Origin of the sequence: Streptomyces sp. NPDC048637 (assembly GCF_040650675.1) — a bacterium.
Classification (GTDB): Bacteria; Actinomycetota; Actinomycetes; order Streptomycetales; family Streptomycetaceae; genus Streptomyces.
On sequence record NZ_JBEZHQ010000007.1, the window covers coordinates 71626 to 97498 of the forward strand.

General features: G+C 72.4%; 23 protein-coding genes. 9 read left to right on the forward strand and 14 right to left on the reverse strand.

Annotation, left to right across the window (positions count from 1 at the left end):
• Nucleotides 1–39 precede the first annotated feature (39 nt).
• Both AB0C46_RS12390 and AB0C46_RS12395 read left to right on the forward strand, forming a co-directional pair.
• Complete coding sequence (locus tag AB0C46_RS12390; protein WP_362827756.1) at nt 40–654, forward strand: PadR family transcriptional regulator; 615 nt, start codon at nt 40–42, stop codon at nt 652–654.
• Between the two features lie 190 nt (nt 655–844).
• Complete coding sequence (locus AB0C46_RS12395; protein WP_362827757.1) at nt 845–1309, forward strand: DUF1877 family protein; 465 nt, start codon at nt 845–847, stop codon at nt 1307–1309.
• A gap of 18 nt (nt 1310–1327) precedes the next feature.
• Here the strand turns inward: AB0C46_RS12395 and AB0C46_RS12400 are convergent, their stop codons facing one another.
• A complete protein-coding gene (locus AB0C46_RS12400; protein WP_362827914.1) occupies nt 1328–2311 on the reverse strand; it encodes an acyl-CoA dehydrogenase family protein in 984 nt (327 codons plus the stop codon).
• Nucleotides 2311–3516, reverse strand: coding sequence for an acyl-CoA dehydrogenase family protein (locus AB0C46_RS12405; RefSeq protein ID WP_362827758.1), 1206 nt, complete (start codon nt 3514–3516; stop codon nt 2311–2313). The genes AB0C46_RS12400 and AB0C46_RS12405 overlap by 1 nt, the downstream gene beginning before the upstream one ends.
• A gap of 225 nt (nt 3517–3741) precedes the next feature.
• Between AB0C46_RS12405 and AB0C46_RS12410 the strand changes: the two genes are divergently transcribed.
• Nucleotides 3742–4524 (forward strand): SDR family oxidoreductase, encoded by a 783-nt coding sequence (locus tag AB0C46_RS12410; RefSeq protein ID WP_362827759.1) that lies wholly within the window; start codon nt 3742–3744, stop codon nt 4522–4524.
• 182 nt (nt 4525–4706) lie between these two features.
• Nucleotides 4707–5864 carry an acetyl-CoA C-acetyltransferase gene (locus AB0C46_RS12415; RefSeq protein ID WP_362827760.1) on the forward strand — a complete coding sequence of 386 codons (1158 nt, stop codon included), beginning with the start codon at nt 4707–4709 and terminating at the stop codon, nt 5862–5864.
• Nucleotides 5865–5949: 85 nt separating this feature from the next.
• Here the strand turns inward: AB0C46_RS12415 and AB0C46_RS12420 are convergent, their stop codons facing one another.
• Genes AB0C46_RS12420 through AB0C46_RS12435 form a run of 4 tightly spaced genes read right to left on the reverse strand, consistent with a single transcriptional unit; the run spans nt 5950 to nt 9379 of the window.
• A complete protein-coding gene (locus AB0C46_RS12420; protein WP_362827761.1) occupies nt 5950–7023 on the reverse strand; it encodes a nitronate monooxygenase in 1074 nt (357 codons plus the stop codon).
• A complete protein-coding gene (locus tag AB0C46_RS12425; RefSeq protein ID WP_362827762.1) occupies nt 7020–7766 on the reverse strand; it encodes a CoA-transferase in 747 nt (248 codons plus the stop codon). The genes AB0C46_RS12420 and AB0C46_RS12425 overlap by 4 nt, the downstream gene beginning before the upstream one ends.
• Nucleotides 7763–8602 (reverse strand): CoA-transferase, encoded by an 840-nt coding sequence (locus AB0C46_RS12430; RefSeq protein ID WP_362827763.1) that lies wholly within the window; start codon nt 8600–8602, stop codon nt 7763–7765. The genes AB0C46_RS12425 and AB0C46_RS12430 overlap by 4 nt, the downstream gene beginning before the upstream one ends.
• Nucleotides 8603–8605: 3 nt before the next feature.
• Complete coding sequence (locus tag AB0C46_RS12435; protein ID WP_362827764.1) at nt 8606–9379, reverse strand: enoyl-CoA hydratase family protein; 774 nt, start codon at nt 9377–9379, stop codon at nt 8606–8608.
• Between the two features lie 82 nt (nt 9380–9461).
• On the opposite strand from AB0C46_RS12435, the gene AB0C46_RS12440 reads away from it, so the two are divergent.
• Nucleotides 9462–10295 carry an SDR family oxidoreductase gene (locus AB0C46_RS12440; RefSeq protein ID WP_362827765.1) on the forward strand — a complete coding sequence of 278 codons (834 nt, stop codon included), beginning with the start codon at nt 9462–9464 and terminating at the stop codon, nt 10293–10295.
• On the forward strand, nt 10292–11209 hold the full coding sequence (locus tag AB0C46_RS12445) for an SDR family oxidoreductase (RefSeq protein ID WP_362827766.1): 918 nt from the start codon (nt 10292–10294) through the stop codon (nt 11207–11209). The genes AB0C46_RS12440 and AB0C46_RS12445 overlap by 4 nt, the downstream gene beginning before the upstream one ends.
• 95 nt (nt 11210–11304) lie before the next feature.
• On the opposite strand, the gene AB0C46_RS12450 is transcribed toward AB0C46_RS12445, so the two are convergent.
• Complete coding sequence (locus AB0C46_RS12450; protein ID WP_362827767.1) at nt 11305–12762, reverse strand: MFS transporter; 1458 nt, start codon at nt 12760–12762, stop codon at nt 11305–11307.
• A gap of 256 nt (nt 12763–13018) precedes the next feature.
• The gene (locus AB0C46_RS12455) at nt 13019–13810 is read right to left on the reverse strand and encodes a uracil-DNA glycosylase (RefSeq protein ID WP_362827768.1); all 792 of its coding nucleotides are present in this window, start codon (nt 13808–13810) and stop codon (nt 13019–13021) included.
• A gap of 234 nt (nt 13811–14044) precedes the next feature.
• Between AB0C46_RS12455 and AB0C46_RS12460 the strand changes: the two genes are divergently transcribed.
• Complete coding sequence (locus AB0C46_RS12460; RefSeq protein ID WP_362827769.1) at nt 14045–14761, forward strand: GntR family transcriptional regulator; 717 nt, start codon at nt 14045–14047, stop codon at nt 14759–14761.
• A gap of 29 nt (nt 14762–14790) precedes the next feature.
• Here the strand turns inward: AB0C46_RS12460 and AB0C46_RS12465 are convergent, their stop codons facing one another.
• Nucleotides 14791–16176 carry an aminopeptidase P family protein gene (locus AB0C46_RS12465; protein ID WP_362827770.1) on the reverse strand — a complete coding sequence of 462 codons (1386 nt, stop codon included), beginning with the start codon at nt 16174–16176 and terminating at the stop codon, nt 14791–14793.
• 154 nt (nt 16177–16330) lie between these two features.
• On the opposite strand from AB0C46_RS12465, the gene AB0C46_RS12470 reads away from it, so the two are divergent.
• Nucleotides 16331–18673, forward strand: coding sequence for a collagenase (locus AB0C46_RS12470; protein ID WP_362827771.1), 2343 nt, complete (start codon nt 16331–16333; stop codon nt 18671–18673).
• On the opposite strand, the gene AB0C46_RS12475 is transcribed toward AB0C46_RS12470, so the two are convergent.
• From AB0C46_RS12475 to AB0C46_RS12490, 4 genes are all read right to left on the reverse strand, one after another.
• Nucleotides 18645–19058: an STAS domain-containing protein gene (locus tag AB0C46_RS12475; protein WP_362827772.1), complete on the reverse strand. Its 414-nt coding sequence runs from the start codon at nt 19056–19058 to the stop codon at nt 18645–18647. The two genes, AB0C46_RS12470 and AB0C46_RS12475, sit on opposite strands and share 29 nt — an antisense overlap.
• Before the next feature lie 115 nt (nt 19059–19173).
• A complete protein-coding gene (locus tag AB0C46_RS12480) occupies nt 19174–21576 on the reverse strand; it encodes a glycosyl hydrolase family 65 protein (RefSeq protein ID WP_362827773.1) in 2403 nt (800 codons plus the stop codon).
• Entirely contained in the window at nt 21573–22337 is a 765-nt protein-coding gene (locus tag AB0C46_RS12485; protein WP_362827774.1) for an HAD-IA family hydrolase, read from the reverse strand. Before AB0C46_RS12485 ends, AB0C46_RS12480 begins: the two co-directional genes overlap by 4 nt.
• A gap of 120 nt (nt 22338–22457) precedes the next feature.
• Nucleotides 22458–23033: a hypothetical protein gene (locus tag AB0C46_RS12490; protein ID WP_362827775.1), complete on the reverse strand. Its 576-nt coding sequence runs from the start codon at nt 23031–23033 to the stop codon at nt 22458–22460.
• A 200-nt stretch (nt 23034–23233) separates the two neighbouring features.
• Between AB0C46_RS12490 and AB0C46_RS12495 the strand changes: the two genes are divergently transcribed.
• Nucleotides 23234–23941, forward strand: a complete 708-nt coding sequence (locus AB0C46_RS12495) for a response regulator transcription factor (RefSeq protein ID WP_362827776.1) — start codon at nt 23234–23236, stop codon at nt 23939–23941.
• 15 nt (nt 23942–23956) lie between these two features.
• On the opposite strand, the gene AB0C46_RS12500 is transcribed toward AB0C46_RS12495, so the two are convergent.
• On the reverse strand, nt 23957–25681 hold the full coding sequence (locus AB0C46_RS12500; RefSeq protein WP_362827777.1) for a GAF domain-containing protein: 1725 nt from the start codon (nt 25679–25681) through the stop codon (nt 23957–23959).
• Nucleotides 25682–25873 lie beyond the last annotated feature (192 nt).

The window sequence follows — 25873 nt, forward strand, 5'->3', positions numbered from 1 at the left end:
CGATGCGCGGCCGGGCGGGGGACCGGCGCGGACCGTAGGATGCGGCACGTGACGGAGACGAGGGCGGGCGCCGCGGACACCGGCGATACCGAGCGACCGGTGCTGCCGGCGACCAGTTGGGCGGTGCTGGGGCTGCTCTCCTTCGGTGAGGAGCTGTCCGGCTACGACCTCAAGAAATGGTCCGACTGGTCGCTGCGCCTCTTCTACTGGAGCCCGTCCTTCAGCCAGATCTACGGCGAGCTGAAGCGTCTGGAGAAGGTCGGTTACGTCACCGCGCGGATGGTCGCCCAGGAGACCGGCAACCGCGACAAGCGGGTCTATGTGATCACCGACGAGGGGATGGCGGCGGTGCGCCACTGGGCACACGAGGCGCCCGTGGAGCCCCCCGTCCTCAAGCACGGCGTGATGCTGCGGATGTGGCTGGGCCATCTGCTGGAGACCGACCGGATGCGGGATGTGCTGGGCCGGCACCGGGAGTACGCGGAGACCATGCGCCGGCGCGCCGAGGTGGACGTCGAGGACGCCGGCGGCGAGGAGGCCTGGGCCTATCCCGCGCTTGTCCTGAAGTGGTCGGAGCGCTACTACGCCTCCGAACGGGACCTGGCCGATGCCATGCTGGCCGACCTGGACGAGCGGGACCGCCGGCGCCTGTAGGCAGCGCACTCGCGGAGCGCGACCGGGGGCAGTTCCTGCCCATGGTGGTCCGGCATCCGGCATGCGGCATCCGGCATGCGGCATGCGGTTGTCGCGAGGCACCGCCCGATTGTCAGAGCCGTGTGGAACACTCGCATCACCGTTCGAGAAATGGGTCGAACGGGCGGTAGAGCAAGGGGGATTGCTTGTCATGGGTGTGAGTGTGGGGTTCATCGGCGCGACCACGGAGGAGCTGGACAGGGCCGAGAAGGAGCCGAGCTGGGCCGAGGAATACCTCTCCGAGCTGTATTCCAGCGACAGCCTCTCGAAGTCGAATCGCCCCTACGGTGGCCCGGACAAGGCGTGGGCCGACCTCCAGTTCCTGCTCGACGAGACGGACGTGCGGCTGGAGTTCCTGATGGACGGGTCCCAGATCCTGGAGGACGGCACCCTGTTCGGGTGGTCTGCGGAGCAGATCGAGAGTGTGGCCCGGCAACTGCGGGCGACCCCATGGGAGCGGCTTGCGGTCCACTACGACCCGGAGCAGATGAAGAAGGAACGGGGATACCCACCCGTCTCGCTGGGCTCGCTCGAGTACCACTATGAGGAACTTGTCGCCTTCTTCACCGAGGCGGCCGACGGCGGCTATGGGGCATTCATGAGCTTCAGCTTCTAGAGTGCGGGCGCCCAGCGGTCAGCCGGTGAGCACGCGGGCGCGGCAGTCCGCCGGAGTGCCCCAGGCGTCCCGCAGTGGACGGGCCTTGCGGATCCACAGCGAGAGGTCCAGCTCCTCCGTGTAACCGAGGGCGCCGTGCAGGTGGAGTGCCGTCCGCGCCGCGGTATGGCCGGCCTCGCCCGCCGCGACCTTCGCCGCCGCCACCTCCCGGCCCGCCGAGGGGGCACCCGCCGCCACCGCCAGCGCCGCCGCATGGACCAGCGGCTGGGCGAACTCCAGCCCGATGAGGGTGTCCGCCAGCCGGTGCTTGACCGCCTGGAACGAGCCGATGGCCACCCGGAACTGGGTGCGCTGTTTGACGTAGGACACCGTCGCCGCCAGCAGGGCGCGGCCGAGGCCGAGGGACTGCGCGGCGGTGGCCAGCCGTGCGATCTCGACGGCGTGCGCGGCGGCCGCGGTCACCGCGGGGCCCTCGGCCACCACCGTGCCACCGAGCGGGCGGGCCGGCCGCCGGGCCGGATCGAGGCAGGCCTGCACCGGGCCGTGGGCGTCCGTACGGCACACCGTGTCGCCCGCCACAACGAGGACGGCGTCGGCGGCATCCGCGTCCAGGGCGTACGGACCCGCCCCGGCGCACAGGCTGAGGACGGCCCCGCCCGCGGCGATCCGCGGCAGCCATTCCCCGGCCATGGAGTCCGCGCCCAGATGCTCCAGGAACGCGGCGGCCGCCACCGTCTCCACCAGCGGACCCGGAACGGCATGCCGTCCCAACTCCGTGAAGGAAAGCGCCAGTTCGACCGGCAGCAGCCCCGTCCCGCCGTGCCGCTCCGGGACGGCGAGCCCGAACACCCCCGCCTCCGCGATCCGCGCCCACAGTGCCCGCCCCGGCCGGTGCTCCCCGGCCGCCCAGGCCCGCGCCACGGCCGGTGTGCCGGACGCCCCCAGCATGCCGTCCAGCATGTGCGCGAACTCCCGCTGCTCATCGGTCAGGAGGAACCGCATCACCGGCGTCCCTTCGGCAGGCCGAGCAGCCGCTCGGCGATGATGTCGCGCTGGATCTCGTTGGTGCCGGCATAGATCGGCCCGGCTAGCGAGAAGGTGTAGCCCTCGGCCCACCTCCCGTGCGCGGGCGCCTCCTCGGCGTCATCGGCGAGCATCCCGTACGGGCCGAGCAGGTCCAGGGCGGTCTCGTGCAGGGCGAGGTCCAGCTCGGACCAGAAGACCTTGTTCAGGCTCGACTCGGCGCCGAGGTCCCCCACTCCCGGCTGCCCGCCAGTGGGGGCGCCTCCCTCACCGGCGGTGAGGCGCGAGGCGTGGGCATAGGTGAAGAGCTGATAGGCGCGGGCGCCGATCAAGGCATCGGCCACCCGGTCGCGGAGGGCCGGGCCGGCCCCCTCGGGGGCCTCGCGCCACAGCGCGGCCAGCCGCTCGGCGGCCGCGGTGAAGCGGCCCGGACTGCGCAGCGTCAGACCGCGTTCCTTGCCGGCGGTGCTCATCGCGATCCGCCAGCCCTGCCCCGGCTCGCCGATGACCTCCGCATCGGGCACGAAGACCTCATCGAGGAAGAGTTCGGCGAAGGCGGGCTTGCCGTCGAGGCGGCCGATGGGGCGTACCGTCACGCCCGGTGCGTCCAGCGGGAACATCACATAGGTGAGCCCCTGGTGCGGCCGGGCGGCGTCCGGGTCGCTGCGGAACAGCCCGAAGGCGCGGTCGGCGAACGCGGCCCGGGACGACCAGGTCTTCTGTCCGCTCAGCAGCCAGCCGCCGCCGGTCCGTACGGCGGCCGAGCGCAGCGACGCCAGATCCGACCCGGACTCCGGCTCCGACCAGGCCTGCGCCCAGATGACCTCACCGCGCGCCATGGGGCCGAGCACGCGGGCGCGTTGCTGCTCGGTGCCGTGCTCGAAGAGGGTCGGGGCGAGCAGGCTGATGCCGTTCTGGCCGACCCGCCCGGGGGCGCCCGCGGCGTAGTACTCCTCCTCGAAGATCAGCCACTGCACGAGTGACGCGCCCCGGCCGCCGTACTCCTCGGGCCAGGAGACGACCGACCAGCGGTCCGCGGCGAGCCGGTGCTCCCACTCCCGGTGGGCGGCGAATCCTTCCGCGGTCTCCAGCGACGGCAGGGGAGTGGCGGGTACGTGACCGGCGAGCCAGGCGCGGGCCTCGGCCCGGAACGCCTCGTCCGCGGCGGTGAACGCGAGGTCCATCAGGCGCCCGCCTTCGGTGGGCAGGGGAGTTGCCCGTCGTGCGGGGGCGTCTCGTCGTGGGCAGCGGGCATCGCCATCCGCCTCCTTCTCTAACAAGTGTTTGGTAGGTTAACGTAGCGCCACGAGCAGCGTCGAGGCCCCACCACCGGCGAGCGCCTTCGCTGTTCCGTGACCGGATCGCCCGGACCTGGACCGGCCTGGAGACCATCCGCTGGAGGCTCGCGTATGACACCGCCCCCTTACGTACCCGGCCACCATCTGCTCGACGGACGCACCGCCGTCATCACCGCGGCCGCCGGAGCCGGCATCGGCGGCGCCACCGCCCGCAGGTTCCTGGAGGAGGGCGCCCGCATCGTCATCGGCGACGCCCATGCGCGCCGGCTGAAGGAGAGCGCCGCGGCGCTCACCGCGGAGTTCGGTGCGGGCACAGTGGCTTCCCTGCCCTGCGATGTCACCGACGAAGACCAGGTCAACGCCCTGCTGGAGCTGGCAGAAGAGCGCCATGGGCGGCTCGACATCGTGGTCAACAACGCCGGGCTCGGTGGCACCGCCGATCTCGTCGAGATGACCGACGAACAGTGGAGCAAGGTCCTCGATGTGACGCTGAACGGCACCTTCCGCTGCACCCGGGCGGCGCTGCGCCGGATGAAAGCCACCGGCAGCGGCGGAGTGATCGTCAACAATGCCTCCGTCGTCGGCTGGCGCGCCCAGCGTGGCCAGGCCCACTACGCCGCGGCCAAGGCCGGGGTGATGGCACTGACCCGCTGTGCCGCCATGGAGGCCGCCGAGTACGGCGTCCGCGTCAACGCGGTCTCGCCCAGCCTCGCCCTGCACCCGCATCTGGTGAAGGTGACCACCCCCGAGCTGCTCGCGGAGCTCACCGAGCGCGAGGCGTTCGGCCGCTACGCCGAACCCTGGGAAGTCGCCAATGTCATCGTCTTCCTGGCCGGCGACTACGCCTCGTACATGACCGGCGAAACGGTGTCCGTCAGCTCCCAGCATGCGTGAGCCATCGCCGGCCGGAGGCCCGGTACGCGACACCGCCCGCCACCGGCCGGGCGCACCGAACCGCCCCCAGGGTCTGTCCGACCCCTCGGACAGTCCCCAGGAGCGCGCCGCCCGCACCTGCCGTCGGCATCGCCTTGCGGAACCGACCGGCACCTCCGCAGAATCTGACCAGGGAGACCCTCATGTCCGAGGCCTACATCGTTGACGCGGTCCGTACCCCGGTCGGCAAGAAGGGCGGCGGTCTGTCCGCCGTCCACCCCGCCGACCTGGGCGCCCATGTACTGACGGCACTGATGGCACGCACCGGCGCCGACCCTTCCGCCGTCGAGGACGTCGTCTTCGGCTGTCTGGACACGGTGGGACCGCAGGCCGGGGACATCGCCCGGACGTGCTGGCTGGCCGCCGGACTGCCCGAGGAGGTGCCCGGCGTCACCATTGACCGCCAGTGCGGCTCCTCCCAGCAGGCCGTCCATTTCGCGGCCCAGGGCGTGCTCTCCGGCACCCAGGACCTGGTGGTCGCGGGCGGCGTGCAGAACATGTCGCAGATCCCGATCGCCTTCGCCAGCCGGCAGGCCGCCGCCCCGCTGGGACTGACCGACGGCCCGTTCGCCGGCTCGGAGGGCTGGCGGGCCCGCTACGGCGCGGCGCCCGTCAACCAGTTCCACGGTGCCGAACTGATCGCCGCCAAGTGGCACCTCTCCCGCGAGGACATGGAGGAGTTCGCGCTCCGTTCGCACCGGCGGGCCGTCCGCGCCATCGACGAGGGCCGCTTCGACCGCGAGCTCGTCGCCTACGGGGACGTCACCACCGACGAGGGACCACGGCGCACCACCTCGCTGGAGAAGATGGCCGGACTGCCGCCGGTCGTCGAGGGCGGCCGGCTGACCGCGGCGGTGTCCTCGCAGGTCTCCGACGGTGCGGCCGCCATGCTCCTGGCCTCCGAGCGGGCGGTGGCCGAGCACGGTCTCACCCCGCGCGCCCGCATCCACCAGCTGTCGGTGCGCGGTGAGGACCCCATCCGGATGCTGTCCGCACCGATCCCGGCGACGGCGTACGCCCTGAAGAAGGCCGGCATGTCGATCGGCGACATCGACCTGGTCGAGATCAACGAGGCGTTCGCGCCCGTGGTGCTGGCCTGGCTGAAGGAGACCGGCGCCGATCCGGAGCGGGTCAATGTCAACGGCGGCGCCATCGCCCTCGGCCACCCGCTCGGCGCGACCGGCGTCCGGCTGATGACCACCCTGCTGCACGAACTGGAGCGCACCGGCGGCCGGTTCGGGCTGCAGACCATGTGCGAGGGCGGCGGCCAGGCCAACGTCACGATCATCGAGCGTCTCTGACGGACCCACGGTACGACGGTCCGGCGCACCCTGCCGCGGCCCGGCCGGTACCCGCTCCGGCCGGGCCGCGGCAGCGGCGGTCCGCTCAGCGCGGCGCGTGCGGCGGCAGCGCGGCCAGTGTCCGGCACGCTTCGGCCATGATCCGGTCGACCAGCCCCGCGCACGACGGAAGATCCTCGATCACCCCGGCGACCTGGCCGGAGGCCATCACCCCGAGATCGGTGCGCCCCTCGACCATCGACGCCTTCAGCAGCATGGGTGTGTTGGCCGCGAGCAGGACCTGGCTCCAGGAGAGGTCCCTGCCATGTCTCATCGCCAGGCCGTCACGGACCATCTGAGCCCAGCTCAGACCCGACAGCTTCCGGAACGACGCGGCATGGCGCACCGCCCGGAGCAGCGCGGTGCCGCGCCCGGACCGCTCCAGCGTCTCGACCAGCTCGCTGCGCAGCATCCGGTGCGGCAGACCGTCCACCTTCGTGGTGACGGTGATGTCCTTGGCGGCCGCCGCCAGATAGCGGGCCTGGACGGTGGGCGGCACGGTGCTGTCGGACGTCAGCAGAAAGCGGGTGCCCATCGCGACCCCCGCCGCACCGTAGGCCAGCGCCGCGACCAGACCGCGGCCGTCGAAGAAGCCGCCCGCGGCGATCACCGGGATGTCGACCGCGTCCACGACCTGCGGGAGCAGCACGGTCGTGGCGACGTTCCCGGTGTGCCCGCCGCCCTCCCCGCCCTGTACGACGACCGCGTCCGCGCCCCAGGCCGCGACCTTCTCGGCATGGCGGCGCGCCCCGACGGACGGGATGACGACGACCCCCGCATCCTTGAGCCGGGCGATCAGCTCACGGGAGGGGGCCAGGGCGAACGAGGCGACCCGTACGCCCTCCGCCACGATCAGGCGCACCCGCTCGGCCGCGTCCCCCGCGTCCGCCCGCAGATTGACCCCGAACGGCGCGTCCGTACGGGACTTGACCTCGTGGACCGCTGCCCGCAGCTGCTCGACGGTCATGGTGGCCGAGGCGAGGATGCCCAGGGCGCCGGCGTTGGCCGCGGCCGAGACGAGCCGGGGCCCGGCCACCCACCCCATGCCGGTCTGCACCAGGGGATGGCGCACCCCGACGAGCCTGGTCAGCGGGGTCTCGATCCCGGTGGTGGCCGTCATACCGGCGGCACCTCGCGGTCGCGCAGCCCGTCCGGGTCGATGACCGTCCGGATCAGCCGCAGTTCCGTGGCGGTGGGCTCCCGGGTGCAGGGCACATCGTGGGGCCGGGCGAGCCGGAACCCGGTCGCCGCCTGGACCTCCTCGGCCGTCACACCGGGATGGACGGAGGCGAGCCGCATGGCCCGGTCCGGGGTCGCGAAGTCGAGGACGCCGAGGTTCGAGACGACCCGCGGAATGCGGTGGTAGCGGGTCGCGGACGGGCCGGCGGCGGCCGCGCTGTCGTACCCGACCCCGCTGATCATGTCGACCTTCTCGACGAAGACCCGCCGCGAATGCTTCGGCACCCAGTAACTCACCGGATTGTTGAGGGTGTTGACGGGGGCGCCGCGCACCCCGAGGAGCTGGCGGGCGGGCTGCTGCCAGTCGCCGATGCAGGAGATGTTCTGGTTGCCGAAGCGGTCGAGCTGACTCGCGCCCATCATCACATGGCGCCTGCCGCCGGTGACCATGGTGAGATGCCGGCGGTACGGAAGCCAGCCCTCGGCCGCCCCGTCGACGCTCACGAGCATCGCCTCGCCGTCGGTGAGCAGCAGGTCGGGCGAGAAGGTGCGCTTGGCGAGCCGGGCGCCGATCGACGGGATCAGGCCCATCGGGCCGGCGAGCACCTCGCCGTTGTCGCGCCAGGCGTCGGCGCAGGCGATCACGCAGTACTCGGCGCGGGTCGTGGTGCTGGTCCGGCTCACGTCTGCTCCTTGTGCCAGGTCTGGACCGCGGACTGATAGGTCTTCTCGTCCCCGGACAGGAACCGCTCGGCGAACTCCGGCCAGGGCGTGGTCGCATACAGCTTCTGGAAGGCCTCGTCACGGCCGTAGTCCGGGACGCAGGAGGTGAAGTGCGCGCCGTTGGGGGCCTCGACGACCCCGGTGACCGAGTGCCGGTTCACCAGGAGGGTCTGCGGGACGGCGGTGGAGAAGTCGTCCACGAGCCGTTCACAGGACAGATACGCGTGGTCCGCCGCCTCGCAGAACAGATCGTCGAAGTACGGGTCGGGGCCCAGGTACTGGCCGTTGCCGAGGCGGTCGGCACGGTTCAGATGGACCAGCGCGGCATCCATGCGCAGGGCCGGCACGGCGACGAGGGTCTCGCCGTCCTCGTACGGTGAGGTGACGGTCCGCAGACCGGGGTTGACGCGCATGACGTCCGATCCGAGACCGGCCCGTACGGGGAGGAACGGCAGCCGGTTGGCGGCGGCGTGCAGGCCCCACATGAACATCGCCTCGTCGATCTCCGTCAGTGCGAACGCGCCGCGTTGACGGGCCGCGCGGAAGTGCGGTTCGAGGGGGATCGAGTCCAGGGTCGCGAACGCCGCGACCAGCTTGCGGATCCGGCCCGCGGCGGCGAGCAGCCCGACATCGGGCCCGCCGTACGAGACCACGGTGAGATCGGTGATGTCGGAGCGGAGCAGCGCGCGCACCAGCGCCATCGGCTTACGGCGTGACCCCCAGCCGCCGATGCCGAGGGTCATCCCGCTCTGCAGCCGGGAGACGACCTCCTCGGGCGTCATGGTCTTGTCGGACATGGCTCAGCCCTCCTTGGCCGGTACGCCGTGGGGCGTACCGAAGCTGTCGCGGACGCGGTCGGCGACCCCGCTGAGGTTCGCCTCGAAGGTGAAGCCCTGCTCGAAGCGGTAACTGCGCCGGACGTCGACGGGGTCGATGCCGTTGAGGGCGGCCTTGGCGAGACGGAGGAGAGTGCCGTCCTTCTGTGCGATCTCCCGCGCCAAGTCCTGGGCGGCGCGGGTCAGTTCGGCGCGCGGGACGACCTTCCAGACCGAGCCGTGCGCCTGCAGTTCGGCGGCGGTGGCGGTACGCGAGGTGTAGTAGAGCGCGCGCATCAGATGCTGGGGGACCAGCCGGGCCAGATGGGTGGCCGCGCCGAGCGCGCCGCGGTCCAGCTCCGGCAGCCCGAAGGTGGCGTCGTCGCTCGCCACGATCGCATCCGCGTTGCCGACGAGACCGATGCCGCCGCCCAGACAGAAGCCGTGCACCGCCGCGACCACGGGTACCTCGCAGGCGTACACCGCCGAAAAGGCCTCGGCGCAGCCGTGGTTGGCGCCGATGAGGACGCCATGGCCGCCTGCCGCGGTGTCCCGCTGCATCTCCTTGATGTCGACGCCCGCGTTGAAGCCGCGGCCCGCGGCGGCGAGGACGACACAGCGGATGCCGGGGTCGTGGCCGGCCACGCGCACCGCGTCGGCCAGGTCGTACCAGCCCTGTACGGGAAGGGCGTTGACCGGAGGGAAGTCGACGGTGATGACGGCGATGCCCTTGTCCGGTGTGGAGGTGGAGACACCCATGAGGCGATCAGCTACCTTTCCACCAAGCGTTTGTTAGGTAGCGAAGCTAGCAGCGGATCGCGCGCTGCGGGAGGGGTGCCGAATGAGCCTGACCCTCGATCTGACCGGACGGGTGGCCGTCGTCACCGGCGGCACCCGGGGCGTCGGTGCAGGCATCGCCCGCGCGTTTCTGCAGGCCGGTGCGGAGGTCGTGGTCTGCGCCCGCCGGCCGCCGGACACCCCCGTCACCGCGGCCGGCCGCACGGCGCACTTCCGACCCCTAGACCTGCGCGACCCGGCCGCCGTCCGGGCCTTCTTCCCGCAGGTCGCGGCGGCACACGGGCGGCTGGACTGCCTGGTCAACAACGCCGGGGGCACGCCGTACCGGCTGCTCGGGCAGACCACCGCCGAACGGCATGCCCGGGTCGTCGAACTGAACCTCCTTGCACCGCTGACCGCCTCGCTCGCCGCGTACGAGGTGCTGCGCGACCGGCCGGCCGGTGGTTCGGTCATCATGATCGGCAGCGTCAGCGGCACCCGCCCCTCACCCGGCACCGCCGCCTATGGCGCGGCCAAGGCGGGCCTGGACCAGCTGGCCCGCTCCATGGCCGTCGAATGGGCGCCCCGGGTCCGGGTCAACACCCTCGTGCTCGGCATGGTGCGCACCGAACTCGCCGCGCTGCACTACGGAGACGAGGCGGGTATCGCCGCCGTCGGAGCCACCGTCCCGCTCGGCCGGCTCGCCGAACCCGCCGAGATCGGCGATGCGTGCGTCTTCCTCGCCTCCGACCGTGCCGCGTATCTGACCGGCGCGAGCCTGCTCGTCCACGGCGGTGGTGAGCGCCCCGCCTTCCTCGACGCCGCCACCGTCAACCACCCCGGTGCGCCCGAAGCCCCCGAGGAGATCCGCCATGACGGAACAGGAGACCTGATATGACCGGCACCGGTATCTGCACGGGACGCGTCGCCGTCGTCACCGGAGCGGGCCGCGGCCTGGGCCGCGCCCATGCCCTGGCCCTCGCCGCGGAAGGGGCGGAGGTCGTGGTGAACGACCTCGGGGTGGCTCCCGACGGAGCCGGCACCTCGGCCGGACCGGCCGAGCAGGTCGCCGACGAGATCCGGGCCCACGGCGGCCGGGCCGCCGCCCACACCGGCGACATCACCACCACCGACGGCGCCGCCTCGCTCGTCACCACCGCCCTGGACACCTTCGGCCGCCTCGACGCCCTCGTCAACAACGCCGGGTTCCTGCGCGACCGGATGCTCGTCAACCTCGACGAGGACGACTGGGACGCCGTCATCCGCGTCCATCTCAAGGGCCACTTCCTGCCGTTGCGGCACGCCGCCGCGCACTGGCGCGCCGAGACCAAGGCCGGCCGTACGCCCGACGCCCGGATCATCAACACGGGTTCGGGTGCCGGGCTGCTCGGCAGCGTCGGCCAGGGCAACTATTCGGCTGCCAAGGCCGGCATCATCGGTCTCACCCTCGTCGCCGCCGCCGAGATGGCCCGCTACGGCGTACAGGTCAACGCCATCGCACCGGCCGCCCGTACCCGGATGACCGAGCAGACCTTCGCCGCGACGATGGCGGCGCCCGCCGACGGGGAGTTCGACGCGATGGCCCCGGAGAACGTCTCCCCGCTGGTGGTCTGGCTGGCGTCCGCCGACAGCGCCGGGGTCACCGGACGGATCTTCGAGGTGGAGGCGGGCCGGATCACCGTGATGGAGGGCTGGCGCCCCGGCCCCACCGCGGACAAGGGAAGCCGCTGGACACCCGCTGAGGCGGGCGGGACGGCCCGCAAGCTGCTGACCGCCGCCGAGACACCGCAGCCGGTGTACGGCGCACGATGACGCCCCGGCCCGGCGGGAACCGCCGCCGGGCGACGGCGGCCGGTACGCCACAGGCAGGGTCGCTGCCGCCCGCTCGGCCGCACGATGACGGCCCGTCAGGCGACATCCGCGGGGTGGCAGCCGTCGACTGCATCACCGTGCCTGTGCCGCCGTGGCCGGCAGATCGCGAACAGCCCGAAAGCGCCGAGGAAGGCCAGGACGGAAGTGCCGCGCAGGACGGTCTCGATGGCGGGGCCGTCGGCGGCCGCGGTCGTCGGGGAGCCGCTGACGGCCTCCAGCACCGTCGCCGCGATCGTCACGCTCACCGCACCGAACAGCACCAGCGACGTCAGCACCAGACCTGACGCCGCGCCCGTCCGGTCCGCCGGGACATGCGCCTGCGTGGCCACATTCGTCAGCGCCCACCCCAGCCCGATGCCCAGCCCGCAGACCGCGAAGACCACCGCGTACCAGCCCAGGGGCCGCACCCAGGTCAGTGCCAGCAACCCGGCGCCGCTGGTGAGCATGCCGCAGGCCATCAGCAACTCGGCACGCCAGCGCAGGGCCAGCCGCCCAGCCCAGTAACTGGCCGCCCCGACACCGCAGGAGAGCGCCAGGAAGATCACCCCGGCGTGAGCCGGCGACAGCCCCCGTGCCTGCTGCAGATAGAGGGCCGCGAGCACCGCGATCAGGCAATAGACCACATTCGACAGTGAGCCCGCCAAGGTGATCACATCGAACTTCACACTGCGGAAGAGCGACAGCTCGATCAACGGCTCCGGCGCCCGCCGCTCCACCGCCACGAACAGCACGAGGAACGCGACCCCCAGCGCGAGGGTCACCAGCGTGGGCGCGGAGGCCCACCCCCAGCCCTGCCCCTGGTCGACGGCGAGCATCAGACAGCCCAGGCCGAGGGCCACGGCCGCCGCGCCGGGCAGGTCGAGACGGCGGGTCGCGTGCTCGTCGCGGCTCTCGGGGACACAACGCAGCACCAGTACCGTGGCGGCCAGGCACACCGGCACATTCAGCAGGAACACCGCACGCCAGCTGACGTGTTCGGCGAAGACGCCCCCCACGAACGGCCCGAGCGCGGTCCCGAGGGAACTGAATGCGAGCACCGTACCGACCGCGGGTCCCTGCCGGTCGTCCCGGAAGTAACTGGTCACCACCGCCACGGACACCGGGAAGATCAGCGCCGCACCGATCCCCTGCACGACGCGCGCGCCCACGAGCCAGGGGGCGTTCTGCGCGGCGCTGCAGACCACGGACAGAGCGGCGAACACGATCAGTCCGATCACGATGACCCGTCGCCGCCCGTGCACATCGGCGGTCCGGCCACCGACGATCATCAACGCGCCGATGGCCAGCATGTATCCACTGACCAGCCACTGGAGGTCGGTTGATGAGGTCCCGAAGTCCCTGGCGATGACCGGCAGCATCAGATCGAGCGCGAACCAGTCCATCTGCACGATGAGCATGGACAGCGCGGCAGCGGCGATCACTGCCCGGTCCCGGCGCGAGAAGGAGCCGCGCGAAACGGTCTGCTCGACCTGAGGTGCCACGGGATGGCGCACGAGCACTCCTAAGCGTTCCGCGGGAAGTGCCGGGAGGTGCCGTCATTCGACTGCGGCTGCGTCGTGGCCGGTCGCGCGGTTCCCCGCGCCCCTTCAGGGCGCAACCGCACCGCACCGGACTGCAGCGGGGCCGCTCAGGCGGTGGACCCGTGACCCACCGGTCTGCGCAGCCGTCCTGCTCCAAGGATAGAAGTCGGCATCCAGGGCCGCACGGCGGCGGCGCCATGCGCACCGGACGCCTGTCCGGCCTCGGGAGTCAGTCCCCTGTTGGCCCCAGCCCCGCGAGTCCCGCGGCGCGGGCGAGCAGCTCGACGAGCATGTCGAAGGTGAGCCGGCCGGTGAACGTATTGCGCTGGCTGGGGTGGTAGCTCCCGAGCACCTGGAGTTCCCGCCGCTGCCCGGTGGCGGGCAGGGTCAGCTGCACCCCGTGACCGAACGCGGGGCGGGGCCGGGGGAGCGGCCACCCCGTCTCGCCGAGGACGGGCAGCAGCGCCTGCCAGCCGAAGGCGCCCAGCGCCACGACCGCACGCAGGCCCGGGCCGAGGAGTTCCAGCTCCGCCGACAGCCACGGCCGGCAGGTACGGCGCTCGGCGGGCGTCGGCCGGTTCTCCGGCGGAGCGCAGTGCACCGGTGCGGTGACCCGCACCCCGTACAGCTCCAGCCCGTCGCCCCGATGCGTCGCGGTGGGCTGGGAGGCGAGGCCGACCGCATGCAGCGCGGCGAACAGGAAGTCACCGGACGCGTCCCCGGTGAACATCCGGCCGGTGCGATTGCCGCCGTGCGCGGCGGGCGCCAGCCCGACGATGGCCAGCGCCGCGTCCGGCGGCCCGAACCCCGGGACGGGGCGCGCCCAGTACTCCTGGCCCCGGAACGCCGCGCGCGGCTGCCCGGCGGTCTCCTCCCGCCAGGCCACCAGCCGGGGACAGGCCCGGCAGCGGACCAGCTGCGCGTCCAGCTCCGCGAGCCCGTCGCAGCGCCTCGCGTAATGCGCGGGAAACCCGCTCTCACCACTGCCCGGCGGCGATTCCGCCGCCCCGGTTCCCTCCATCCCCCCACGCTACGACGGGACGGCCTGTGGCGGAGCCGGGGCCGCTTTCCCCGCACCTGACGCGCGTCAGGACCACTGGCGGGACATGCGCCACGCCACCTCTTCGGGCGTCATCAAGCCCTTCCCCCGGCCCCCGCAGAGTGCGTCGCGGAGGAGGTGTGGACGGCCGCCATCAGGCAATTGGCGCAACGTGACATTGTACGCTGGCCCCCCGCGGCAACTCGGAGGACCACGATGGGTGAACTCAAGCATCGCAGCCTGATCACCGCTCAGGAGCGGCTTCGCGATCAGGTCGTCCATCAGCTGCGCGCGGCCCTTGTCGCGGGGGAACTCCGCCCAGGATCGGTCTACTCGGCCCCGGGCCTGGCCGCGGACTTCGGGGTCTCCGCCACCCCGGTGCGCGAGGCGATGCTCGACCTGGCCCGGGAGGGGCTGGTCGAACCGGTCCGCAACAAGGGCTTCCGGATCACCGAGGTGAGCGAGCGCGACCTCGACCAGTACACCGAGATCCGGGCGCTGATCGAGGTGCCGGTCGTCGGCCTGGTCACCCGCACCGCGGCCCGCGCCCAGCTGGAGGCCCTCCGTCCGGCCGCCCTGGAGATCGTCGCGGCGGCCCGTGCGCACGATCTCATCGGCTACCTGGAGGCCGACCGCCGCTTCCACCTCGAACTGCTCGGCCTCAGCGGCAATGACCGTCTCGTCGAGACCGTCGGCGACCTGCGTAAGCGCTCGCGCCTCTATGGCCTCACCCGGCTCGTCGAGCGCAACCAGCTGCTGCCCTCCGCCGAGGAGCACGGGGAACTGCTGGAGGTGATGCTGACGGGCGATGCCGAGGCGGCCGAGTCCTGTATGGCCCGCCACCTCGGCCATGTCCGCTCGCTGTGGGCCGAGGGCCGGGACGGGCCGGTGGTTCCGCGGCCCCTGCGCATCCCGGGCGTCCGACGGGCCTGAGGGCATGACGGGCCTGAGGGGCCGTCGGCTCACGCCCCTCCGGCGAGGAGCCCCGCCATCCACTCCTCCACGCCGTCGGCGGTACGTGGCAGCGCCGAGGACATCAGCCGGGCCCCGTCCGCCGTGATCACCAGATCGTCCTCGATACGGATGCCGATACCGCGCAGTTCCCGCGGCAGGGTCTCGTCGTCGGGCTGGAGGTAGAGCCCCGGTTCGACCGTGAGTACCTGGCCTTCCGTCAGGACGCCGTCCAGATACTGTTCCGCGCGGGCCCGGCCGCAGTCATGCACATCGAGCCCGAGCATATGTCCCGAACTGCACAGCGTGTAACGCCGGTACAGGCCGCTGTCGGGGGCGAGTGCCTCCGCCGCCGGGACGGGCAGCACACCCCAGTCGGCCAGACCCTCGGCCAGGACGCCCATACAGGCCCGGTGGAAGTCGCGGAAGCTCGCGCCCGGCTTGAGGGCGGCGATGCCCGCGTCCTGCGCGGCGAGCACCAGCTCGTACACCCGGCGCTGGACCGGGGAGAAGCGCCCGGACAGCGGCAGGGTGCGCGTGATGTCCGCGGTGTACAGCGAGTCGGTCTCCACACCCGCGTCGAGCAGCAGCAACTGGTCCGGGTCGAGCGGGCCGTCGTTGCGGATCCAGTGGAGCACACAGGCGTGGGCGCCGGCGGCGGCGATGGTCTCGTACCCCGTGCCGTTGCCCTCGGCGCGGGCGCGCAGCTGGAAGACCCCCTCGATCCAGCGCTCCCCGCGCGGGTGGCGCAGCGCGGCGGGGAGGGACCGTACGACATCCTCGAAACCGGCGACGGTGTGATCGACGGCCTGTTGCAGCTGCCCGACCTCCCAGGCGTCCTTCACCAGCCGCAACTCGCTGAGAGTGCAGGCGAGTTCGGGATCGCGGGAGGCATCCCGGTCGGTCCTGTGGTGCACCAGGTCGTCCAGGTGGGCGCAGCGGATGCCGGTGAGCCGCGCGGCCTCGGCCAGATCGGGGCGGCGGCCCACCCAGAACTCGCCGTACTTGCGGTCCCGGTAGAACTCCCCGCCGCCGTCCCGTGGTGAGCGCGGCCGTACGTACAGCACCGCCTCGCCGTCCGGCTCCAGCACCAGCACATGTCCCGGCTGGTCCTCGCCCGTCAGTCCGGTCAGCCAGGCGTAGGCGCTGTGCGGCCGGAAGCGGTGATCGCAGTCGTGGGAACGGACCGTCAACTCGCCTGCGGGGACGAGCAGTCGGTCGCCGGGAAAGCGGGCGGCGAGCCGGTCCCGGCGGCCGGCGAAGAGCGCATAGCCGGGGACGCGGGAGCCGGCCGGGAGCGGGGTGGCGGCCCACTGGCCGGTCATGAAGCCGGCGAGGGCGTCCGACACCGGCAGGTCATGGCTCCCGGTGTGGAGCGGGGCGGTGCGCGAGGTCATGTCGACGCCTCCGGGAAAGAAGGGTGCTGAAGCCTTGTCAGTGCAATTTCACATTACTATGTTATAGGTCACACCTCGTGGAGTGAAGGCCATCGCCCCACCCCCACGCAACCCCCCACCCCCCACAACCCCCCACCCCCTCCCGGAGGTTCAGGTGTCCCATCCGCGTACGCCGCGCAGGCTCCTGCTGGCCGCGACCCTCGCCACCACCCTCGCCCTGCCGGCCGTTCAGGCGGCCCACGCAGCGCCCCACACGCCGGCCCTCCCCGCGCAGCGGGCCGGGGCGCAGCAGCCCGGACACCGTGCCGAGGCGCCCCCCACCAACCCCTTCAACCAGGTCCAACGCCTCGCCAGAACACCGAAGTTCACCCCGGCACCGGCGCCGGCGCCCCGCGCCCGCATCGAGCGGGGCCGGATACCGGGCCCGCAGACCAGACCCGCCACCGCGTCACACGGCCCCAGACCCAGCGTCGCTCCCTGCACCCTCGACGGGATCACGGGGCTGAGTCCCGAGCAGCTCGCGGACTTCCTCGCCGACCCGGCCGTCACCGCCGACGACTGTCTGCGCAAGCTCGTCTGGACGTGGGACGCCCGGCTCGTCCCCATCATGTCCGACGCCCATGTCCAGGCCGTGGCCCGCCGCATCAGCGGTCTGGCCGCCGCCCATGACGGCAAGAACACCAGCCATCTGTACGAGATGTTCACCTATCTGCACGCGGTGGCCTACCAGGACTTCTCGCACGACGAGATCGACATCACCGACGGCCCCACCGTCGACGCCATCCGCCGGGCCGTCGACGCCTTCGGCACCGCGGCCCGCACCTTCGACGTCACCCGGGCCAACGCCGACACCCTGCGCGAGGCCCTGAACGCCGCCAGCGCCCCCGGACTGCGCCAGCATCAACTCGGCCTGATCCGCAAGGTCCTGGCGACCATGGACCCGTCCCACACCGCCACCCACAAGGACCCGTCATGGGGGAACGCCGCCCTCGCCGCGCTCTCCGTCAACTACCTGGGCGTCTACCCCGGGAACAAGGACACCGCCTTCCAGGCCGCGGTCACCGCCGACGCCAACTACCGTGCCGTCTTCAAGGCCTTCGTGGGCTACACCCACCTCAAGGGCACACCCAACGCCTGGGTCATCCGCGACGCCCTCAGTGAGTACGGCCGCTTCGGTGAGATCGCCGCCCTCAAGCCGGGCATCGTCACCGACCTCGGCGCCCTCCTCGGCACCACCGTGCAGAACTACGGCGAGGGCAGCGAGCCCTGGGCCAAGGTCGCCACCTGGCTGAACTACTTCGAGGCCTGCGCACCGTACGGGGTGTGCAAGGCGGACATCGAAAAGCGGATCTTCCCGCGCACCTACTCCTACGACAACGGCGCCATCAAGGTCCGCACCGCCCTCGACCGCGCCACCGTCGACCAGCTCTACTATGCGTCCAAGCAGGTCAGGGCGCAGTTCCACCGGGTGGTCGGCACCGCGGAGCCGCTGGCCGGCGACCCCAACACCACCCTGACCATCGTGCTGTACGCCTCGCGCGCCGACTACGAGATCTACCACCCGCTGCTCACCGGTATGGGCACCAACAACGGCGGCGTCTACATCGAGCGCGGCGCCACCTTCTACACCTACCAGCGCCGCGTCCCGCAGGACTCCACCCTCACCCTCGAAGAGCTCTTCCGGCACGAGTACGTCCACTACCTCAACGGCCGCTTCGCCGTCCCCGGCTTCTTCGGCGAAGGCCCCTGGTACCAGGGCGACCGCACCACCGCCATGGACGAGGGCAGCGCCGAATTCTTCGACGGCTCGACCCGGGACAACGGGATCGCGGTACGCCGCTCGCTGGTCAAGGGCATCATCGCGGACACCGCGGGCGGCGGGCCGCGGATGAGCATCCAGCAGCTGTTGCACGCGACCTACGACGGCGACGGCTTCCGCTTCTACAACTACGCCGGGACGTTCTTCGAGTTCCTGTGGCGCGACTACCCGGCGAAGCTCCAGGAGATGTACCGGCACCTGCGCGCCGACGACCCGGCCGCGTTCGACTCCTGGCGCAACCGCATGGGATCCGACCCGGGGCTCCAGCAGCAGTACGACGCGTTCCTCAACGCCCAGATCGCCATCGTCGACGACCTCTTCGTGCCGGACACGGCGTTCGTCCCCAACGGCTCCCTGAAGCTGGCCACCCCCGCCAACGTCCAGAGCGCCTTCACCGCCGCCACCGCCAGCAGGCCCACCTGCACGGACGGCGGCGACCCGGGCTACGGCCGGTTCCTCTGCGCCGGCCGGATCACCGCCAACCTCAGCAACTCCGGCAGCCCCGACCAGGTCTTCAAGGACATGGCCGAAACGGTCGACTTTTTCCTCCTCGACCGGGCCAAGCCCGCCGCGAACAACTTCGCCGATATGAACTGCTCCTTCGGCCCCACCGAGATCTGGTCCTCGGGCAAGGCCGGCAGCGCGGACTTCAGCTGTGAGGGGCCGCTGCGGCGGTGACGGACCCGTCACCTCCTGCGGTGCACGGCCCGTCGTCCGCCGGGCGGGCCGTGTCCGGAGGGGCACCGAGGATGTCGAAACTGCCGGTGAGACCGACGGTGTCCAGAAGGCGCAGGAAACGGGGGTCGGTGATCACCAGGGACAGCCGGCCGCCGTGTGCGCGGGTGCGGCGGCGGGCGCGGCACAGGACCCCGATACCGCCGCAGTCGAGGAAGTCCACCTGCGTCAGGTCAAGGACCATGTGCGGATGGTCCCCGGCCGTCACGGGGTCGAGGCGTCCGTTGGTGCGCGCCGCGTTCGGGAAGTCCAGTTCCCCGAAGAGCTTGACGACGGTCGGCGCGCCCAGGGGGCGCCCGCGCCGAGGGGTTGTCGACTGCCGCCGCATGGGTCTCACCTGCCCGCACGATTCCGGCCTCCGGGCCGCTGTCACCATCAAACGTGCCGGGCGCGCCGGGCAGGAGGGCCGTGCGGGCCACGCCCGATAGGGCCCTTCGGCCCCCTCATTCCTCAGACAGGTCCAGCCGCCGGGACATACCGGGGGCGAGGGCGAACGAGCGGCCGCGCAGATTCACCCGTACCGCGGCGTTCTCGGAGGCCGGTACCGCGATCCGCACCTGCGCGGCGCGGATGCGCAGATCGATGTCCCAGTGGCGCCGGTAGCGGATGCGCACCCCGAACCTGGAGAGCTCACGCAGTGGCGCCGGATCGAGCCAGAGTGCCTGTTCGCGGGTCTCCAGGCCGGTCATCCCGCGCTGGACGAAGTCCAGGGTGCCGGCCATCGCGCCCAGATGGATGCCCTCCGCGGTGGTACCGCCCTGGACGTCCGCCACATCCCCGGTCAACGCCTCCTCGCAGTACGTCCAGGCGTCGGGGCGGTGTACCCGGGCCAGGACCCAGGCGTGGACCAGGGCGCTGAGCGTCGAACCGTGGCTGGTGCGGTGCAGGTAGTAGTCGACGGTGGCGTGCCAGGTGTCCTCGTCGAGGGGATGGCCGAGCCGGCGGAACAGCGCAGTGAGCTCCGACGGTGCGAAGAGATAGCCCAGCATCAGGACATCGGCCTGTTTGGAGGCCTGGTAGCGGTTGACCGTGTCGCCCTCCGCCTCCAGGATCCGGTCCAGCCGGCGGATGTCGCCGTACCGCTGCCGGTATCCGTGCCAGTCGAGCTCGGCGAGGTCCCCGTAGCCGGCGAACTGGCTGATCACCCCGCGGTGGTAGGGCACATGGAGCCGGTGCGCGATGTCGTCCCACTGCTCGGGCTCCTCCGGGGAGAGCTGGAGCTGTTCGAAGAGCTGCCGCTGGTGGGCCTCGGGCAGCGTGCGGCACAGATCGAGTGCGCGCATCAGCACCCAGGCCGCCGTGACATTGGTGTAGGCGTTGTCGTCCACTCCCGGTTCGGCGGCTCCCGGATAGCCGTCGTGGTACTCGTCGGGACCCACCACCCCACGGATGTGATAGCGGCCGAGGGCGGCGTCCCAGTCCGCGGCCGCGGCCCAGAAGCGGGCGATCTCCAGCAGCATCTCCGCACCCCGGGAGTGCAGGAACTCCGTGTCGCCGCTGGCCTGACCGTACTGCCATACGTTGTAGGCGATCGCCGACCCGACGTGGTGCTGGAGCCGGGAGTGATCGGGCAGCCAGCGTCCCGAGTGCGGGTTGAGATGGAGCTGCTGGGTCTCCTCGCGGCCGTCGCCCGCGCTCTGCCACGGGTACATCGCCCCGGCACGGCCCGCCTCCCGCGCCGCGTGGCAGGCGGCGGGCAGCCGCCGGTAGCGGTAGTCGAGCAGGGCCCGGGAGACCTCTGGGAGGTGCAGATTCAGGAACGGCAGGACGAACAGCTCGTCCCAGAAGACATGCCCGCGGTACGCCTCGCCGTGCAGGCCCCGCGCCGGCACCCCGACATCCAGCTCGGCGGTGTGCGGCGAGAGGGTCTGCAGCAGGTGGAAGAGGTGCAGCCGCAGGATGCGGCCCGCAGCTCCCGGGACCTCCAGCTTGGCCTGCCGCCACAGGTTCTCCCAGGCGCGGCGGTGTTCGGCCCGCAGCTGCCGGAAGTGCGGGGCGAGGGCCACCGCGTCCACGGCGGTGTGCAGCGGGCTCTCGATCGCCGGGTCGCGGGAGGTGTACAGCGCCACCGTTTTCTCGACGACCGCGGGGGAGTCGGGGGTGAGCGGCAGGACCAGTGTGTGGAACGCCCGGAGCGCGGTCAGCTGCGGGCGGGGCGTCCCGTCGTGGCCGGCGGGGGTGCGGGTCCGGGCGGCCAGCGCGATCCGGATGTCCGAGTCGAGGGTGCGGCAGCTCAGCCACACCGTGTCCGGCTGCTCGGCACCGGTCTCCCAGCCCGTCAGATGCTGGTCCGCCAGACCGTGGTAGCGCGCGACGCCGGCATTGCGGACCGCCCCGTCGATCCCGGACTCCACCTCCACCGCGCCCGACCACCCGTCGGACGCGAAGCAGGTGCGCAGCGCGGCCAGATGAGGCTCGCCCATGTGCACCAGGCGGCACTGCTCCACGGTCAGCCGCCGTCCGGCCTCGTCCTCGTAGACCGACCAGCGGGTCAGGGTGCCGTGCCGCAGGTCCAGTGTCTGCCGGTGCTCCGTCAGGTGCGCGTGGTCGGGGGAGAGCCAGGGGCCGGGGGCCGCGTCGGCCGGGCAGATCCGGTAGCGCAGCGGGAGCCAGTTGGGCAGGTTGACCATGTCCTCGTTCTCGACGGGGCGGCCCGACACGGTGGAGATCAGCCGGTTGTAGCAGCCGGCGGCGTAGGTGCCCGGATAGTGCGCGGGCCCGGAGAGCACCTCGGATGCCGCGCCGCGGGTGGCGAAGTAGCCGTTGCCGAGGGTGCACAGGGTTTCGCGCAGTCGTTCCGTGTCCGGGTCGTACCCCTCGTACGACCAGGTCCAGGCGCGGCTCATCCGCCCTCCCCGGACGTCAGCAGCTCGCCGGGGTCGGCCACGACCACATCGGCGCCGCGGCGGCGCAGTGCGGTGGCGCTGTACGGGCCGGCCGTCCGGTCCACGCCCACCACCAGGCCGAATCCGCCGCGGCGGCCGGCTTCGACCCCGGCCAGGGCGTCCTCCACCACGGCAGTGTCCTGGGGCGGGACGCCGAGCCGCTGTGCCGCTTCCACGAAGAGCGCCGGGTCCGGTTTCCCCGGCAGCCGCAGCCGGTTCGCCTCGTTGCCGTCCACCACGGCCTCGAAGAGCGGGCGCACCCCCGCCGCGGACAGCAGCTCGGTCGCATGGCGCGATGCCGAGACGGCGGCACACGGGACCCCGTGGTGCTGCAGCGCATGCAGCAGGCGCACGGTGCCGGGCCAGGTGGCGATGGGGCGGGTCCGCAGGCTCTCGCTGAACAGCTCTTCCTTACGGGCCGCGACGGCGCAGACGGTGTCCGTGCCCGGTGCGTCGTCCGGGTCGCCGAACGGCAGGTCGAGGCCCCGGGAGCGCAGGAAGGCGGCGGCCCCGTCCTGCCGTGCCCGGCCGTCGACACAGCGCAGATAGTCGTCCACCGGGTCGAAGGGGCGCTGCCCGCCCACGGCCGCGAGGCAGGCGTCGAAGGCGCCCTTCCAGGCCGCGGCGTGCACCGGGGCGGAGTCGGTGATGACCCCGTCGGTGTCGAAAATGACGGCCCGCAGGGAGTGCAGGCACGCTGCCAGGGACGGCGCGCCGGTCATGGTGACGGTTCCGTTCGTCGGTGTCCCTTCCATGGCACCACGGCTGCGGGACATGGGCGCGCCGCACCGGTGACCGGGCGCTTTCCCCCGCACCTGACCGCCGCCCGGCGGCACACCGCGTCACGCCGCCCGCTGCCCCCACCGGGGGTCTTCGGCCGCCCACTCCCGCTCCCACTGGGCGTAGCGGTGGCGGTTGAGCAGGGCGCGGCCGGTGCCCCGGGCGCCGAGGATCAGCAGCCCGGTCGAGGCTCCGGCCACGGTGCCGACCGCGATGCTCTCGCCCGTTGCCTGCCTGGGCGTGACGGGGTCGCGCACCAGCGCCCCGTGCCGGTCGAGCCAGACGGTCATACGGTCCCCGGCCCGCAGGCCCGGCGCCACCGTCGTGGTGCCCGTCCGGGCCGAGCCGTCGCCGGCCGTCCAGCGCACCGTCGCGTGGACCCGGGAGCCGACGCCACCGGAGACGTCCACCCCGGCCCGGGGCGGCGGGTTCTGGGTCAGTACGGCCGATATCGTGTGCCGGCCCTGCCGTTCCTGATCGGTGCCGGCATCCACCGCGTGCGCGGCGGCCAGCCCGGCGGCCGGAGCGCCCAGGACGATCAGCGCGGCGGTCACCAGCACCAGCCAGGCCTCCACCACATCCGAACGCCGTCGGAGCGGGCTGTGCCGCCACGGCCGGAGGAATTCGCTGCGAGCCATCACACACCCCCTGCGCCTGTGACCCCGACCGTCGCACGCGGCGCGAAGCCGGCAGGAGGGGCCGAACGGCCCTCGCGGGGGGCCGGTAGGGGTCGGCCCACCGCGGGCGGGAGCCCCGTTCGGCCCTGGTGTGCTCACCGGGGCAGGGCGACGATGAGAAGCACCGCCCGCACCGCACGACCGAGAGCGTGGAGGACGCCATGGGCGACGTACGCGAGTTCTCACCGCAGCGGCCGATCCGTGTCTTCCTGCTCGACGACCATGAAGTGGTGCGCCGCGGTGTGCGGGACCTGCTCGACGCGGAACCCGATATCGAGGTGGTCGGGGACGCCGGCACCGCCGAGCGAGCGCTGGCCCGCGGTCCGGCGCTCGGCCCGGATGTCGCCGTGCTCGATGTGCGGCTGCCGGACGGCGACGGGATCAGCGTCTGCCGGGAGTTGCGGTCGCGGCTGCCCCACCTTGCCTGTCTGATGCTCACCTCGTTCGACGACGACGATGCGCTGCTCGACGCGATCATGGCGGGCGCGGCGGGCTATGTCCTGAAGGAGATCAAGGGGTCGGATCTGGTCGCCGCCGTCCGCACGGTCGCCGCCGGCCGCTCGATGCTGGACCCGGCGACCACCGCGCGGCTGATGCACAGTCTGCGGGGCGTGGACGCCGGGGCGGCGCCCGCGGCGGATGCGCTGTCCGGGCTGTCGCCGCGGGAGCGGGAGGTCCTCGGGCTGATCGGCGAAGGATTGACGAACCGTCAGATCGGCGGCCGGCTCTACCTCTCCGAGAAGACGGTCAAGAACCACATCTCGCGGCTGCTGGCCAAACTCGGTGTGGAACGCCGTATCCAGGCGGCCGTCCTCGCCGCCCAGGGACCGCCGCCGGCCACCGGCGACACCGGACCGTACCGGCTCTGACCCGCGGGGAGCGGCTCAGGACGACGGGAGCGGCGCCTGCCACACCAGACGGGTGCCGCCCTGCGCCGGCGTCTCCAGCGTCATCTCGCCGCCCACGCTCTCCGCCCGCTTGGCGAGGTTGCCCAGCCCGCTCCGCCGGCCGTCGCGCGGCAGGCCCACCCCGTTGTCCGTGATGCTCAGGCGCAGCGCGCCGCGGGCCACGGCCAGCGAGATGTCGACCGTGGTGGCGTGCGCATGCCGCGCGGCATTGCTCAGCGCCTCGCCCAGCACCGCCACCACATGGTCCGCGATCTCGGCCGGCACATCGGTGTCGATGAGCCCCTGCATACGGAGCGACGGGGTGAAGCCCAGGGCACGGGCGGCCTGCTCCACCGCCGTGACGGTGCGGACCCGCAGCCCGTGGCTCGACCGGCCCGACGTATGGCTGCGGAGCCCGAAGATGGTGGACCTGATGATCTTGATCGTCTCGTCCAGATCGTCCACTGCGCGCAGCAGCCGTTCGCTCGCCTCCGGGTGGTCCACGAAACGGACCGCGCTCTGCAGCGTCATCCCCGTCGCGAACAGCCGCTGGATCGCCAGATCGTGCAGATCACGAGCGATCCGGTCGCGGTCCTGAAGGAGCGTGAGCTGCTCGGCGGCGCGGCGTTGATCGGCCAGTTCCATGGCGAGGGCCGCCTGTCCGGCGAAAGTCAGCAGCGGCCCGGTCTCCAGCTCGGTGAACGGTGCCCGCTCCCGCACCCGCGCCATCAGCAGCACCCCACGAGGCCGGCCACCGGTGATCATCGGGACGGCGACCGCGGGCCCCAGCCCCATCCAGCGCGGCGGCCCCGTGGTGATCCTCGGATCCCGCTCGACATCGGTGCTGATCAGCGGCTCCCGTAGGTCGAGCGCCGCCCCCATGAACGACCCCCGCAGGGGGAGGAGCAGCCCGCGGTGCGCCTCGGCGTCGACCCCTGACGCCAGGGCGACATGCAGCGCCGTGCGGTCCGGCTCGGGGACCGCGATCACCCCGAGGTCCGCGGTGAGGATCTCCCGCGCCTGGTCCACGATCAGCCCCAGGGCCGCCATCTCGTCCGCCCCCGGCAGCAGCAGGCTGGCGACGATCTCCCCGTTGGCCTCCTGCCAGCGCTGCCGGTAGCGGGTCTCCTCGTACAGCCGTGCGTTCTCGATGGCGATCCCCGCCGCCACCGCGAGCGTCGCGAGCACGGTCTCGTCCTCGGCGTCGAATTCGCCGCCGCCCCGCTTCTCGGTGAGATAGAGATTCCCGAACACCTCGTCGCGGACCCGGATGGGCACCCCGAGGAAGGAGCGCATGGGCGGGTGGTGCGGCGGAAAGCCGTACGACGACGGGTGCCGGGACAGCTCCGGGAGCCGCAGCGGCTGAGGATGGCGGATCAGCTCACCCAGGATGCCGTGCCCCTCGGGCAGCCGGCCGATCGCCTCCTGTTGTTCCCCGGTGACCCCGACCGGCAGGAACTGGGAGAGCCGGGTGCCCTCGGAGACCACGCCCAGCGCCCCGTACTCGGCGTCTACGACCACCACCGCCGCTTCCACGATGCGGCGCAGCACCTGCGGCAGATCCAGCTCCCGGCCCACCGACAGCACGGCCTCCAGCAGCAGATTCGCCGGGTCGCCGGGGCCCTGCCGCAGGGCGTCGAGGCGCTGGTGCAGCTCGTCCGGCAGCGCATCGAGCCTGCGCCGGGCGGTATCGCGCCGGCCGCTTCCGTGGTCGCCCACCATGGCCTCCGCTGGATGGCCCCTCACGAGGGCGGGGCCGTACCTCCACGGTAGCCGCGGTGCCCTTCCGGGGCTTGTCCCGGAAGGGCACCGCCGTGACAAGGAGGTCCGGGCGGCCCCCGCCCGGTGTCCGTCCGGACCTGCACGCCCCCCGGACACGGTGCGACGGTGGCAGTAGGGACATGTCCGCGCCGA